Genomic DNA, 15916 nt, shown 5'->3' on the forward strand with positions numbered 1-15916 from the left:
CAGGCGCCACGTTCAGGCGAGTGCGGCCGGCAGTGCGCTCAGGCGCCCGAATACTTCTGGACGAGCGCCTGTGCTGCGGCGATCAGCGCCTTGCCGTCGAGGTCCTTAGCCTTCATGTCCTCGATCCACTTGTCGTGGACGGGCCTGGTCGCCTCCACCCACTTCGCTTTCTCGTCCTCGCTGATCGTGCTGATTGTGCCTTCTCCGGATGCCTCGATCGCGGCGCGCACTTCTGCGCCGACACTGTCCCACATCTCACCGGCCTTCTTGGCGAAGGCCATGCCGCTGTTGGCGTCCAGCACGGCCTTGAGGTCGGCCGGCAATGCCTCGTACTTGCTCTTGTTCATCGCCAGGAAGAAGGTCGCGGTATAGAGCGTCGGCGAGCCCGGGATCTCGGTGTGGAACTTGGTGAGCTCGTTCACCTTGATTGAGGGAACCACTTCCCACGGGAGTACGCAGCCGTCGATCGACCGTTGGGCCAGTGCTTCCGGCACCTGCGGAATGGGCATGCCGACCGGCGTCGCACCCAGCGCCGCGAGTGCCTCACCGGCAAGGCGTGTGGGATTGCGAAGCTTGAGCCCGGCGAGATCCGCGCTGGACTTCACTTCCTTGTTGGTGTGGATCAGGCCCTGGTCGTGCGCCCAGAAGCACAGGAGCTGGGTGTCGCCGGTTTCCTTCAGCACATGCGTCTGGCCATATTCCTGGCAGGCCTGTGCGTTGACGGTCGCCTCCTTGGCAGCGACGAACGGCAGTTCGAACACTTCGGTGGATGGGAAGCGTCCAGGCGTGTTGCCGGGCAAGGTCCAGACGATGTCGACGACGCCATTCGACGCCTGATCGTAGAGCTGCGGCGGCTTTCCGCCGAGTTGCATGGCCGGGAAGATGTCGACCTTCAGCGCGCCACCGCTTTGGTCTGCCAGCGATTTCGCCCACGGCGTCAACAGCCGCTGATGAACGTTGGATGCCGGCGGCAGGAAATGGTGCAGTTTCAGCGTGATAGTTTCCTGGGCGCGCGCCACACCCATTTTCAGAACGAAGGGTGCTGCAAGCAAGGCAGCGCCGGTCTTCATCATATTCCGTCTGCTCAGTTTCATAGGTTCCTCCCTGTCGACCCCATATTCACGGGCGAACATCGCATGCCTGCGCCTGATCCTTCACGTGAAGGTTATCCGGCGGGCACATCTCCCCGGTCGCTTGAAACTTCCCTTTGCTCCTCATCGGAAAGCCTCAATCCATTAACATGTTAAGTTTATTTTGAACCGACTGTCAAGCGACGGCATCGGGCGACAAGGCCGCATGAAGTGACCGCCACGACACGTCCTCGTGAACCTGCCGGATCGAGCTTTCGTTTAAGGATTCAAGCCTGAAGCACGCAAGCACACGGGGCCCGCGAAAAGGCGCTCTGAAGGTGCCGATCACGCACCTTTGCACCTGGAGATGCGATCAAAGCGTGAGCGTCTGCACAGTCCCCGCATATTCGCAGTCGAGTTTCCAATCGGCGCCCTCCTGGCGGACGCGCAGGAACGTCGCCCCATCGCCGGGATCGGGCCTCGTCGCATTGACGATGCAACGATAGCGCGTGGCGTTGTAGTCGAATTCGAACGTCTCCTGTTCAACGATGTCCTCGTCGATGCCGTTTGCAAAAGGATAGGGCGCATACATCGCCGCCGTATGGATCGAATGAACGGTCGTGATCGGTGTCCCGTCCATTTCCGTCAGCTGCGCGGTTGCGATGCAGCCCCGATGCTCATCACCGGAGAGCAACACGACATGCTTGATCTTTCCGGCGGCGATTACCCCAAGCACGTCGCGCAGGCTGTTTGGATACCCGTCCCAGCCGTCGGAGCGCAGCGCACTCAGATTGTCCGGACTGAGACTTGTGTCCCGTTGAACCGCACGGCGATGACGCGGCAGGAACATCGATGGCGACGCGATGAATTTCGGGCCTGCGGCCGCAAGCCACGCCACAAGCTTGCCCATCGTCTGGCCGACGGCCAGCCCCGGATCGAACAGGGTCGCGTTGGCAAGCCCTGCGCCGACCTTGCGGTGCGTTCTTTCTGTCCGGGTGTCGAGCAGGAAAAAGTGAAAGCCGTCGTAGTCGAAGGTGTTGTGCTGAACGTTCAGCTTGGTGTCCAGTCCACGCTGGTACTTCTCGAAAGCCGCAAAACCATCCTTCTTCAGCTTTGCATTCGAATCGATATCTTTCGGAGACGCCAGCGGCTCCCAATTGTCGTCAATCTCGTGGTCGTCCAGAAGCATGAACGACGGAATGCGGCGCAACACCTCGCGCACGTTGCGTTCGCGCAGCCACGCCTCGTAAGGCAGGCGATACCGGTCGTCGTTTGTCGCCGGATCATAGAGCCCGGCGGTCGGATCGACATAGACCTGATCGCCGACGAAGAGAGCAAACTTCGGCTGGATCCCCGCCCCTACCCCGATCCTGTCGGCAACGCGCCCGTAGGAGCGATAGGCAACCTTGCCGTCGATGAAACCGGCCGGGTACTGGCACGAGCCCAGAATGAAGCTGGTGCCGGCGGGCGAAGGGAGCGCCGCAGGAACGAGCGGAGAATCATAAGGGATCACGCCGTCCATCAGCCCCCGATCCTGCTCGATGAGGTTTTCCAGCGCCGCATCGCCCATCAGGAAGTTGAGCGTCATCGACGTACTGGCAGACGCCGTTGACTGCGGAACCGCGTCAACCGTCAAATTCGTGGTCGGTGTCATGCCCTTGTAGACAAGGCGGTTCGGCGAGAATTTTGTCACCTTGCCCGGATTGATGTCGGGCAATGGCGCCTTCATCGCATCCGATATTGCGCTCGATATCTGTTCGAAGCGCTCGTAGCGCAAATCTTGCAGCTTCTCTTCCGGGTTCGCGTTCGAATGCCGAAGGTCTGCTCGGTAGACGACACCGTCCTTGGCTAGTGCATAGTATTGGGCTTTTGCCGCCCCGGGAGGCGCCAGAGTATCTTCCTCCGCGTAGGCGAGCAGGACGAGCAACGCGTTTCCCGGATAGTTCGGATCATACCCCGGCATTGACGTTGGAAGCGGCGCCTGGAATGCGTCCCAGCGATTGTCGCGCAACTCGGGCGACCAATAGACCATCATGTGGCTGAGGACATAGGGCAGATCCCAGGGCAGGCCATCGGGACGAAGAATATCGTCGCCACTTACCTGAACACGCAGCATGATCACGCCCTCGGTCTGGCGGAGCGCCGGCAGCGAGCCGACGCGAATGACAAGATCTCCGAATTCCTCCGTGATGATCGGCCCGATCCAGGGCGGGTAGGCCGTCATCGTGGTGGCCGCGGCGACCGGCTGCTGCGTTATGTTCTTGTCGAGAAATGCTTCGATCTTCTGCAAGGTCGCGTATCGCGTCGTTCCGACAAGCGCGTCCTGGTGGCCGGCACCCGGGTTGAGATAGGGTTCCAGGTAGACACGCCCCGCATCGTCGAAGACGCGGCGCATGCGGTCGACGGTCGCGGGATCCGTCAGACCGTTGCCCGATCCGTGGACGCTGAAGGTGGGGAATTTCCAATTATCCCGCAGGAGTTCACGCGACACCAGCCGGTTTTGCCCCCTGTAGTCCGTGAGCATGGCGTTGCGCACGAAATGCACCGTCGTGGAAACCGTGTTGAGGCTGAGCGCGCCGAAATGCTCGTTGATGAAGCGCAGCATTTCAGGCTCCATGTTGGCGACGTTGAAGTCGCGTCCATAGAGCGCGTCCATCCGGTGCCGGGTCCTTGTCCACGGCGTCCGCTTCCAGGGCCAAACCGGGTTTTCAACGTCGAATTCCTCGACCGGGTAAGGAAGCGTCGACAGCACGCGGTCCCAGAGGTCGTCGGCGAGCGTCGGTTTATCCGGATTGAAGCTGTAGCTGTCAGGCAGGAAGCCGAGAAGGTAGCGCACCGCATAGGCGCGGAAGATGTTGGCGGGCGTAAAGACCACCAGCGGACCGACCTGTGTGAAGGCCACCCGATCGACGAGATCGGTAATCTTGCCCTCCAGCGTGGCGATGCTGAAAACCATCGTGCCCATGCAATGGGCGATGACGTCGAGCTTCGGCGCGCCGGTCTGTGTGGCGATCGTCCGCAGGACCAAGGGCACGTCTTCCTTGCCGATTTCGTCGAAGCTCCAGGCAGCACTTGCGGTCGGGTGCGCCGGGCTGGTTCTGAGGTCGGCGATCCAGACCTCACGCCCCGTCTTCCAGAAATGGCTGGCGAAGTTGGGATTGACGGCGTGGTGGGCAAAGGTTGTCCCGCCGGCGCTGTATCCGTGGATCATCACCAGCGGCCGCTTCGTCGTGCCGGGATGGGGATAGCGGGTCAGCAGGACTTTCCCGAGAACCGGCGGGCCGCCGAGTTGAGGCTTGCTCGTTCCGACGACGAGCGTCTGTCGCTGCGCTGAGACCGTGCCGCCTCCCTTGATCTTCAACTGCGCCGGCGGGCGGAAATCCACCACGTCGTTCGCCGGGTCCTTGTCCTTGTCGGGCGCACGGAAACTCCAGATATGCATGCCCAAAAGCAGGCGGAGGAAATACCCGAGGAAAGTCAGAAGCGCTCCGATGGCGGCGACGCCGTCGCGCTGTTCCGTGATGCGCACGAGCGGGACGCCGATGCGGGCGAGATAGTCGAGGTCAAGCGTCAGCACGCGGCTACCGGACGCGGCCTCCAACCCCGGAAATTGCTCCAGCGCGACTTCCATGAGCTGACGCCAGGGATTGGAGCGCCGATCATAGGTGAAGCGCTTGCTGCCGACGATCCGGTCGCCCACAAGGGAGATGCCGCCGGTGATCGGGTCCGGCGTGCCGATCTTCAGATCATAGACAAAGGCGCGGATTTCGCCGGACCGGCTGGCGATGGCAAGACCCGAGCGGACGCGCTCAACGAAGCCGGGCCCACCGTCGCCATCGACGATCGCCTGATAGCTGTCGCGCAGGCCGCGATTGAGCACCCAGGCCTTGCCGGCACGCCAGATCCTGCCGCCGACCCACGTCGACTGGCGTTCGAGGACCCGCAGGCTGCCGGTCAGGGGCGCAGTGAAGGTGGCGATCGCCTCGAGCTTCTGCTCCATCAGGCCGGCAGGCGCCCATGTCTGATGAAGATTGTCCCACTGATCCGCAGGAAAGATGCGGATCATGCTCCGGGCCAGCGGCGCTGTGGCATCGGTCGCGACCTCAAGGGTGCCATCGCCACCATTGCTTGGCGCCAGATCGGCCAGCGCCTTCGGTTTGAAACGCAGCGTGAGCTCGACAACTCTCGTTTCAGCGGCTGCCCCGGCCGCTGAAAACCTGACCCGGCCGGCAAGGCGCTCAATGATCTCGGCATCGGCATCGGGGGCCGATGCGGCGGCATCGGTTTCACGAAACACCGGGCGAACCAGGGCAAGGCCGGGCGCCGCAGGAGCCGGGGCGACATAACCCCAGGCTGCTGCGAGCATTTCGGAGGCGCGCAGGGCCACTGCCGCAATGGTGAGCGCCGGATTGGTGCCAAGCGCCGTCGGAATGATCGAGCCGTCGAGAACCACAAGACCATTGTGGAAGTCGTTCGGGAACTCCGATTTGAAGACGCGCCCCAGATGGTCGACGACGCCCGTCGCGCCGGTGTTGCCCATTACGCAGCCGCCGAGCGGGTGCACGGTCGTGAGCGGACCGCGCTTGTTCTGCAGCAACCAGTTCAGGCTGGCGGGAAGAAGCTTCCAGACGGGATTGGCGATGATACGCCCGCCCGTATTCTTCGCCAGCCGCGCCAGCGCCTCGACCTCGCTGTCGAAGACCGGCTGGGACGGCAGGTCGTCCCAGCGCATCCGCGCGGTGCCGTCGTTGTCGTCGGAAGCCGAACCATCCAGTTCCATACGCCCGGCGGCGCCGTCATCGGCCATGACGGCATAGACGGCGGAATGTTCTATCCTGCCGGTCGGCGCCACATAGGCGTCATCGTCCGGGAAGCCCCGCGTATGCGTCGACCAGTCGATCCGGTCGAGGCCGTGAAGCGTGTTGAGCGTCGCAAAGATCTCGGTAAAGGCCAGGCGCAGGCCGGCTGGAACAGAGAGCTCCTCGATCAGAACACCGGCCGTTTTTCGAAGATCGAGCACGCCGGTGATCGTGGGACCGATCGCACGCTTGGAGGGCTGCACGGCCTCGTCCGAGACGGTATTGACCGGATTTGATGTGGCATAATCGGTCACCAGCATGTCGCCATTAGTCGAGCAGTGATTGCCGAAATGCACGGAGAGGCTGAGGCCCTTGGCCTGTGAGCGCTTCAGAATTTCGAACGAGCCGAGCGTGCCCGCCGCCAGTACCACCTTGCCTGCGCGCACCTGCAGCACCTCGCGGTCGCGTCCGCGAAGGGCCGCGTCGGTATAGACGCAATCGACGATCCAGTTGCCGCCGTCCGGCTTGACGCCGAGCACGGTCGCGCCGCTGAAGATCTCCGCCTCTTTGCGTAGCGCCGTGACGAGCAGGTTGACGTCGAGCGAGTTCTTTGCGCCGAAATTGCAGCCCGTTGCACAGTCGCCGCAGCGCACGCATTTGTTAAGCTGGACATTTCCCGAGCTTACCGTGTCGGTCATGGCGACCGTAATCGCCGCCTCGCGGAAACCTGCCGTTGCGATGTTGCGGAAGGATTTGTGTTTCTGGGGTATGCCGTCGGGATGCTTCGAGATGGAGTTCGGGACACCGTTTGCGGTGCCCCCCAGAAGCTCGCTTGCACGATCATAGTACTGCCGCCAGGTCGTCAGGTCCTTAAGGTCATCGGGCCAGCGCGTGTGAAACACGTTCTCGTCGGGAACTTCCATGACACCGGCATTGATCAGCGAACCGCCACCGACGCCGTTTGCGACCACCGTGACGACCTCCGGGCCGATCCGTACATCGACCAGCCCCTCCTTGTTGCGATCGCGACGGATATGGCGGGGAAGCTCGGCAAGGCCCGTCGGAAACGAGCCCGGCAGATACTCCTTGCCACGTTCGAGCACCCCGACTTTGACCGGGGCGCCCCCCTTCGTGCGGCCGGCCATGGTGGCGGCAGCGATCGCGCCGCCATAACCGCTGCCGACGATGAGGACGTCGAAGTGGAGTGCGGCCGGCGCCTTTCGAACCCGGTCGACCAGCCTTTCGAAACCCTGGGAAATCCAGGCTGTATGCGAGGTGTTGTCGAAATCAGCACCGGCCATGGTCGCCTCCCGGAGGTTGGTCTCGGGCACAAGGCGGGTATCCGTAGTTCCAATCGGACATAACGCTCTCCATAAGATGCGTCTGACGCCTGAACTCGGTGTGCGAGCCGCGATGGCTCATGTCTTTCGGTGCCCCCAAGAGGAGGCGTCGACATCCGGGAAGAATGCAAAAATCCGAAGCGTGTGCGGTTTGCGCCAATGCCGATCTATCGAAGTCGGCTAGCCCTCTTAGCGATTGCTAAATAATATGCGAGAGTCAGCAAATCGGCGAGGGATAAATGCACTTCTGCGCGAAGAGAGCCCCTGTTTCGCGCATTTCGTGATCAATCACCGCGCGAAGGAAACATGGAGACGGTCGCAAAATCGCTCGAAGGGTTTTTGCCGCTGAACCTGCTTGGCCGACTTTACGGCTCTGACGGAGAGCGGCCGGCGGCGGTCGAGTTTCCGGCCGCCGTGATCTTTGTCGACGTGTCGCGCTATACGGCCCTCGTCGAGCAACTGGCGCGACGCGGCAAGGAAGGGCTGGTACAGATCCCGAAGCTGCTCGGTCTTTCCTATGCGCGCTGTGCCGACCATATCTGCGACCGCGGCGGCGAAGTCCTCCTCTTTGCGGGCGACTCGCTGCTGGGCTATTGGCCCGCCGACGAAACGGGTCTGGCGCGCGCGGTCAAAAATGCGGCCGAGTGCGCCGAGGCTATCTGCAAGGAGAGCCGCGAGCGGCGAGATCCGGGCGCAGGCGAAATCGGACCGACGCTGCATATCGGTATCGGCGCCGGGCAGCTCTGGGCGGCTGCCATCGGCGGCCAGCCGGTATGGAACCTTGTCGCCGGGGGCGATGCCGTCGTCCAGGCTGCAAGCGCACAGACACTCGCCCACCGCTGGGAAGTCGTTCTGTCGCCAGAGGCGGCAAGGACGCTGACCGATGGTGACGAAACGCGTGCGCCCGTCGTCGCACCAGCGCACGCGCTAATCGCGCACGAATGGCTCGTCGCGTTCCTCCCGATGCAGCTTCAGGAACTGCTTGGCCCCTCGCCGACGAAGCCGGCAATAGAACCCCCATCCCCCAAAACCTCGGCCGAAGGCAATCTCCATCGCGATGCGCGGCTCGACACGCTTGCAGAGATCAGGCCGGTGTCCGTCGTTTTCGTGCGTATCATCGGTCTCCAGCACCAGGATGCCCAGGCGCTCGTCCAGCACCAGAACCTCTGCGCCACGCTTCAGGCGATTTCGCACCGCTGCGGCGGCCCGCCGGGCGAGCTGCTCTTCGACGACAAGGGGCTCGTCTATCTCTGTGTTTTCGGGACACGCGGGACGTTTCACCGCGACGACCCGGCCCGCGCCGTGGATGCCGCCCGCGCCATCGGTCGCCACATCGCGGAGATGGGGCTTGCCGTCTCGGTCGGCGTGGCGACGGGCGAGGCCCTGTTTCGCGTCGTCGGCAGCGCGCGCCGTCGGCAGCTGATGGTTCTCGGCACGCCGGTCAACCGCGCCGCGCGCCTCGTCACGACCGTCTCCAATGATGTGCTGTGCGATGCGCCGACCGAGAGGGCAAGCCGGACGTCCTTCGATTTCGAGCAACGCGGAACCGTCCAATTGGCGGGACTGGGCGACGTGGCGCCCGTCTTTCGTCCCCTCGAACCGCGGTCGCGGGCCCTGCCCGCTACGACGCTGATCGGCCGCGAGCGGGAACTCGCCTTCCTGCAACATGCTTTCGAGGAGACGCGCGGCGGTTCGAGCCGCCTTGTCGTCATCCTGGGCGAACCGGGCATCGGCAAGAGCAGGCTGGCGGCCACCTTTACCGACAATCTTCACGCAGCCGGCGTTGCGATCGCCGTGACGCTTGCCGAACGGGACGACCGGCGAAGCTCGCTTCTGGCCTGGCGGCGCGTCCTTGAAACGCTTTTGGGATTGCCTGCCGAAAGCGATGGCCTCGTCCTGCTCGAAAGCATCACCGCGCGCATCCGCACGGCGTCATGGATCGCCGACCGCCTGCCCCTCCTCAACGACCTGCTCGCGATCGAGATCGAGCAGAACGAGGGAACGCGCCACCTGGAAGGAGCGCACCGCGCCGATGCGACCATGCGCCTGCTCGGCGATATCCTCGGCGTCCTGGCGCCTCGCCCGTTCGCCCTCGTGCTCGAAGACAGCCAATGGCTGGATTCCGCCTCCTGGCGACTGGTCGAATGGGTGCTCGGCTCCGTGCCGTCGCTGCTGCTGGTGCTTTGCGTGCGCTCCGAAGAGGTGCCCGAGGATCTGAAGCAATTGCGCCGACGGGTCGAGGCGGCAGGCGAGACCGGAACCGAGGCGGAGGAGCCGGCCCGACGCTACCGCATCCTCGAACTTGAAGAGCTCGACGACGGCACCGTTTGCGAACTCGTATCGCGCACCCTTGGCGAGGTACCGCCGCAACAGGAACTCGCGCGCAGGGTCGCCGCCCTCGCCGGAGGCAACCCCTTCTTTGCCGAGGAGATCGCGCTGACGCTGAAGAGCGAAGGCCTGATCGCCGTGCGCGACGGCCTCTGGCGCTCGATCCGCCCGCTCGAGGACCTGCAGTATTTCGAGGGCGTCGAGCGCGTCATCCGGGAACGGGTCGACCGTCTCGACTCGATATCGCAGGACGTGATCAAGGCGGCGGCCGTCATTGGGCGCTCGTTCACTTTCGCTGAGCTGGAGGCGTTGCTGAAGGACGAGCTGAACGCAGAAGGGCTCGGCTCCGCCGTCGAGCGGCTGGTCGATGCCCATCTGGTGCGTCGGCTCGGCCATGCCGGAAGCTACGAGTTCCGCCACGACCAGACCCGCGACGTGGTCTACGGATCGATGCCGGGTGACCTGCGCAGCCGTCTTCACGCATCGCTCGCCCACTGGCTGGAGCGCAGCCGCATCGAGGCGATGGGTGGGGATCTGGCCGTTCTCGTCCAGCATTTCGAGGCAGCCGACAACAAGGAGAAGGTCGTAAAATATGCGGATCTGGCGGCGGCCAGAGCCCTGCAGGTCGGCGCCTTCCGGGAGGTCGAGTCCTTTCTCGGCATTTGCATGGCGCACGAGCCGAAGCCGCAGGACTGGACACCGGAACAGCGGCTGCAGGCGGTTCGCTGGCGGCGCAAACTGGCCGAGGCGCACTACAGCCGCGGCGACATTCACGCACAGGGCATTGCCGTCAGGAACGCGCTGAAGGCGGCCGGCCAACCGGTCCCTGTCTCTTCGTCCGGGACCCTGATGCGGCTTGCCGCCCGCAGCCTGCGGCTTGCGGTTCAGCAGCTGCTGCCCGAAACGGCGAAGCTTGCCCACCGCGAGGACCGATTGTCGTGGGAGAGGGAAATGGCGCGTTGCCTGAACCAGGCAGCGCTGGTGGATTACTTCGAGCTGCGCTTCACCCGCGGAATGTGCAATCTCGTCGGCGCGGTGGCGCGCGCGGAACGGACCGGACGGACCATCGAAATGGCGGTTGCCGCCTCGCAGCTCGGCTGCGGCTTCGGGATGATGGGCTGGCGCTCGGGGTGCCGCTATTTCATGGAAAGGGCCGAGCGGATCGCCACTGAACTGGCAGACACCGCGATCCATGCGCATGTCTGCAATCTCGACGCGCTCTGGCAGCTCGGGCGCGGCGAATGGGTGGGGGTGGACGCAAGGCTGGAGCAGGGCCAGCAGTTCTGCCTTCGGTCCGGCGATCAATTGCGGTGGTGCAATGCCCAGGGCATGCGCTTCTGGTCGCTCTATTATCGCGGTGAGCAGGCCGCGCTCGAACCGACGACGACCGCCTTGCTCTCGCGCGCGCAGAATGCCGGCAACATCCAGCAGGAAATCTGGGCGTTGCGCTGCAAGGCGTTGTGCGTGCTGCACACGGATCAGCCGCGCGAGGCCGTCGACATTCTCCGGCTGATCACCTCGGCGATGCTCGGCTCGGTCGATCTGGCGGCACAGATATCGGCAAAGGGCGCGCTTGCACTGGCGCTCGCGCGCACAGGGCGGCATGCGGAGAGTGTCCAGGCGGCCGCCGAAACCTTGCAACTGGTAAAATTGATGCGCCGCCCCTCGTCCCACAGCACGTTGGTCGGCATTTCCGGCGCCGCCGAGGTTTTCCTGCGCGGCCGGGAAGCCGGGCTCGCCCATGCTTACGAGGAATGGCCGCGCTGGGAGGGCCAGGCGCTACGCGAACTCAAACGTTATGCTCGAGCTTTCCCGATCGGCGTGCCGCAGCTTGCGCTTTGGTCGGGCGTATCACTCTGGCTGGAGGGCAAGGAGGCGGGCGCGATGTCCGTGTGGAAGGACGGCATGGCGGCCGCGCAGCACCTCAGTCTTCGGCGCGACGAGGCCATGATCGCCGCCGAACTGCGACGAAGGCGGGACCGCACGTGACTAACCGGCGCAACGCGCGAGGTTGTCGTCGCCAAGCTCGCCCAGCCGTTCGGTGAGGAGGGTTCTAAGGCCAGGCTGTCCGACAAGCGACGCCGCCAGGGATGCCGGCACCCACCGCATCGTGCGCGCACCTTTTTCCGGAAAGTCGGGCGCCATCGACGCAACGGCGATCAGGTGAACCTGGACGCGATAGACGGCGGCCTTGCCGACCTTGCTGTAGGTGTAGCCGCCGATTTCGTCGGTCAACGCCGTTCCGATGACGCCAGCCTCTTCGAACGCCTCCCGGACGGCAGCGCCAAGGGTGTCTTCGCCATATTCCAGGTGCCCTTTGGGAATGCCCCAGAGCCCGGTGGTGCGGCCGCAAATGAGCAGCACTTCAAACCGGTCCCCATCCGCTTCCTTGCGAAAGCAGATCGCACCGGCCTGGTCGACGACGACCGGCTCTGCGTCGGAAACGGTAATCGCGTCAGATGACAGACGTGACACAGCGGATGTTTGCATCATCGTTCACATATTGAACTGACTGGAGGCCAAGAGAGGGTCAGGCGGCTATGTGACAGTTTTATGACGAGTGAGGGTGAAATTCAACAGGACGCTAATGCAATTAAACGGCCGGAAAGACGGCAGTCCGCGAGGCAACATTTTCAGGCTTTGTGGAGCTGATGACGGCCCGCAAATCGCGGGCCGCCTTCGCATCGAAGCTTTATCAGAACGGCGAATCCGGGAAGTAGAAGTCCTTCGCATTGTCCTTGGTCACGAGCGTTGCATCGATCGTGTAGACGCCGCGAACCGGAACCTGGCCGTAGAAGTTGGCGACGGTCATTTCGAGCGCCGTGCCGACCATTGCCGGCGGATAGAGCACGTCGACCGGGATCATCTTGTCGCCGTCCATGACCTTCTTGATCATTTCCTTCGAGCCGGCACCGGCAACGACATACTGGATGTCGGTGCGCTTGGCCTGCTCGATCGCCTGCAGCACGCCGACGGCCATGTCGTCGTCCTGGCACCAGACAACATCGATCTTCGGGTACTTGGTCAGGTAATCCTGCATGACCTTGAAGGCGTCGTCGCGGTTCCAGTTGCCGTACTGGCGGTCGAGAACCTTGACCTTCGAGCCTTCGATGCCCTTGTCGAAGCCGTCCTGGCGCTGCTGGTCGATCGGGATCGGCAGGCCGCGGATGACGACGACTTCAGCTTCCGGCGTCGTAGCTTTGATGTATTCGCCGGCGACTTGGCCAAGCGCCGGGTTGTTGCCGGCAACGTAGAGGTCACGCACCGAGTTGTCGTTGACGCTCGGCGCACGGTCGACGAGAGCGACGAAGGTCCCCTTGCCCTTCACTTCCTTGATGGCGTTGACCAGCGGATCCGGATCGGTCGGCAGGATGACGAGCGCGTCGATCCCCTGCGTCTCCAGATCCTGCACGGCATTGGCCTGGCTTGCCGGATCCGGCGAGGTCTTGACGATGACGTTCAGGCCGGGATTGCGCTCCATCAGGATCTTGGCGACCCGTTCGGCATGGAACACCACGCCGGCCGTCCAGCCATGGTCGGCAGCCGGGATCGACACGCCGATGGTTACCTTCTTTTCCTCCTGCGCGTGCGACACGCCGGCAAAGGCGGTCATCGCCGCAAGGGTCAGGCCGAATAGCTTCTTGTTCATTAAGTTCCTCCCAAATTTCAGGTCAGCCTGTTCAAGGCCGGGAGACCTGTAGGCCCGGCCGTCTCACGACTTCCGCACCAGCGAGCGCTGGACGAGCATCGCAATGATGATGATCGCGCCCTGGATGGCACCGATCAGGTATTCGCTGATGAAGTTGGAGAGCAGCATGATGTTGCCGACCAACTCGAGGATGAACGCGCCGCAGATCGTGCCCCAGACGCGGCCCGCGCCGCCTTTGAGCGCCGTGCCGCCGACAACGACGGCGGTGATCGCCTGCAGCTCCCACAGAATGCCTGTCGTCGCCGAAGTCGAGCCGAGGCGCGGCACGTAGAGGAGGACGGCGACCGCCACACAGAGCCCTTGAATGACGAAGGCGATGGTGCGCACGCGATTGACGGAGATGCCCGAGTAGCGTGCAACGTCGCGGTTGGAGCCGACGGCAACGACGTGGCGGCCGTAGCGCGTACGGTAGAGGATAAAGGCAGCAACAGCAGTCACCGCAAGGATGACGACGATCGGAACCGGCACGCTGGCGATCGTGCCGAAATAGGCCGGCCGATACATTTCCTGAAGCTCAGGCTCCTTGAGCGTGATGGCGCCGCCCTGCGAGAGCCAGGTCGTCAGCCCGCGATAGATGCCCATGGTACCGAGTGTGGCGATAAAGGGCTCAATCTTGCCGACTGTCGTGATGAGGCCGTTAGTGAGGCCACAGAGTGCACCGGCCACGATGGCAAAGAGGATTGCCGCCAGGAGCATGAGCACCGGATCGGCGATGACGCCGGAGTTCATGAACAGGATCATCAGGCTGGCGATGAAGGCGACCATGGCGCCAACGGAAAGGTCGAGATCCCCGGATGAAATCACGAAGGTCGCGCCAACCGCGATAATGGCAATGAAGGCGCTTCGGGTCGCGACATTGGCGAGGTTGGTGATGCTGATGAAGTTGGGATTGACCAGCGCGCCGACCAGGAGAAGCAACGCCAGCGCAACGAACGGCGCCACGGCCCTCAGATCGATGTCACGCCAGCTGCGGCGGCGGATGGCTTCCTGGCTGCCTTCCTGGTTCACGCTCATGTCCAATCGAACCTCCCCCATCTGTCGGGATTCTTGTTGTTGTTGTCGTTGCCGGCGGCCGCGCCGCTGACGCGGCTCAAGCCGCCGTCTTTTTCTTCAAACCTGCGGCGTAGCGCATGATTTCCTGTTCGGAGATCTCGTCGCCTTCGAGAATGCCGGCGATATGACCTTCCCGCATGACCGCGACGCGACTGCAAAGACCGATGATCTCCGGCATCTCGGAGGAGACGACGATGATCGAGCGGCCGTCCCGGGCGAGCGCCGAGATGAAATGATAGATCTGCTGTTTCGTGCCGACGTCGATGCCCCGCGTCGGCTCATCGATGATGATGATGCTGGGGTCGGTTTCCATGACCTTGGCGAGAAGCAGCTTCTGCTGGTTGCCACCGGACATGCGCCCGGCGACGATCCTGTCGTCCCGCACGCGAATGTCGAAACGACGGCGCGCCTTGACCAGGGCTACCTCTTCGCTGCCGGGGTCGAGATAGCCAAGACGGCTATGACGGCCGAGCGATTGCAGCGTCAGGTTCGCCATCATACCGGCATTGAGCAGCAGACCCTTGGCCTTGCGGTCCTTCGTCATATAGGCAAGACCGGCCTTATTGGCCGCATGCACGTCGCCGGATGGCACAGGCTCACCGCGAACCAGCACCTCGCCGGCCGTGCGCGCGCGCAAGCCGACAATCGCCTCCATCAGCTCCGTCCGGCCCGAGCCGATCATGCCGGAAAAGCCAAGGACTTCGCCGCGACGGACATCGAAGCTTGCGTCGCGAACATAGCCGGTCGAAATGGCATCGACGCGCAGAACCACCTCTTCGTCGACATCGGGCTCGTTCTTGGCGGGATAGAGGCTCGACAGTTCGCGCCCGACCATCAGCTGGGCAATCGCCTCGCCATCGAGAATGGATGTCGGCGACGTCTTGATCCACTGGCCGTCGCGCAGCACCGTCACGCGATCGGTCAGTTCCATCACCTCGTCGAGCTTGTGCGACACGAAGACGAAGCTCGTTCCCTTATCGCGCAGCTTGCGCACCAATCGGAACAGGAAGTTCGTCTCCTCGCGCGACAGCACGGCGGTCGGCTCGTCCATGAACACGACGCGCGCATCGCGGCTGATGGCCTTGGCGATCTCGACCATCTGCTTCTCAGCGATCGACAGCGAACCGATCATCGCGCTCTCATCGACATGCGAACCGAGGAGATCGAGCACACGACGGGTCTCGGCTCGCATGAACTTGCGGTCGAGCACCCCGAAACGGGTTACCTCGCGGCCGAGAAACAGGCTCTCGGTGACGGTCAGATGTTCGGCCAGATTGAATTCCTGGTGGATGATGACGATGCCGAGTGCTTCGGCCGCGCCATTAGCCGGCAGCTTCGTCGACTTGCCGTCGAGAAGGATCTCTCCCGATGTCGGCTGCTCGAAGCCCGACAGGATCTTCACCAGCGTGGATTTGCCAGCGCCGTTCTCGCCCATGAGCGCATGAATCTCGCCCTGGCGAAGCTCGAAATCGACGCTGAAAAGCACCTGCACGCCGCTGAACGACTTGCTGATGCGGCGCGCCGACAGCACGACGGGAGCCCCGTCGACATGCTCCGTGCTCATTATCCCCTCCCTGCGGCCTCCACCGCTATTTCAATGATGTAAACCTTTACACT

General features: G+C 63.3%; 7 protein-coding genes. 1 reads left to right on the forward strand and 6 read right to left on the reverse strand.

All coding sequences use genetic code 11. The features are described 5' to 3' along the window. Positions 1 to 38 precede the first annotated feature (38 nt). Positions 39 to 1094 (reverse strand): TRAP transporter substrate-binding protein, encoded by a 1056-nt coding sequence (locus ACIQUG_RS31170; RefSeq protein ID WP_402326118.1) that lies wholly within the window; start codon positions 1092 to 1094, stop codon positions 39 to 41. 349 nt (positions 1095 to 1443) lie between these two features. Beyond that, on the reverse strand, positions 1444 to 7170 hold the full coding sequence (locus ACIQUG_RS31175) for an alpha/beta fold hydrolase (RefSeq protein ID WP_402326120.1): 5727 nt from the start codon (positions 7168 to 7170) through the stop codon (positions 1444 to 1446). Between the two features lie 345 nt (positions 7171 to 7515). Between ACIQUG_RS31175 and ACIQUG_RS31180 the strand changes: the two genes are divergently transcribed. Continuing rightward, on the forward strand, positions 7516 to 11526 hold the full coding sequence (locus ACIQUG_RS31180; RefSeq protein WP_402326122.1) for an AAA family ATPase: 4011 nt from the start codon (positions 7516 to 7518) through the stop codon (positions 11524 to 11526). On the opposite strand, the gene ACIQUG_RS31185 is transcribed toward ACIQUG_RS31180, so the two are convergent. The 4 genes from ACIQUG_RS31185 to ACIQUG_RS31200 all read right to left on the reverse strand — a co-directional run bounded on the left by ACIQUG_RS31185 (position 11527) and on the right by ACIQUG_RS31200 (position 15863). Continuing rightward, positions 11527 to 12027 carry an NUDIX hydrolase gene (locus ACIQUG_RS31185; RefSeq protein WP_402326124.1) on the reverse strand — a complete coding sequence of 167 codons (501 nt, stop codon included), beginning with the start codon at positions 12025 to 12027 and terminating at the stop codon, positions 11527 to 11529. It abuts the gene before it with no gap. 205 nt (positions 12028 to 12232) lie between these two features. Further along, positions 12233 to 13186: a substrate-binding domain-containing protein gene (locus ACIQUG_RS31190; protein ID WP_043612049.1), complete on the reverse strand. Its 954-nt coding sequence runs from the start codon at positions 13184 to 13186 to the stop codon at positions 12233 to 12235. Between the two features lie 63 nt (positions 13187 to 13249). Then, positions 13250 to 14260, reverse strand: coding sequence for an ABC transporter permease (locus tag ACIQUG_RS31195; protein WP_402326125.1), 1011 nt, complete (start codon positions 14258 to 14260; stop codon positions 13250 to 13252). 76 nt (positions 14261 to 14336) lie between these two features. Beyond that, the gene (locus ACIQUG_RS31200; RefSeq protein ID WP_402326126.1) at positions 14337 to 15863 is read right to left on the reverse strand and encodes a sugar ABC transporter ATP-binding protein; all 1527 of its coding nucleotides are present in this window, start codon (positions 15861 to 15863) and stop codon (positions 14337 to 14339) included. Between the last annotated feature and the right edge of the window lie 53 nt (positions 15864 to 15916).

The sequence above is a fragment of the Ensifer sp. NPDC090286 genome (assembly GCF_044769565.1).
In the GTDB taxonomy this organism is placed as follows: domain Bacteria; phylum Pseudomonadota; class Alphaproteobacteria; order Rhizobiales; family Rhizobiaceae; genus Ensifer.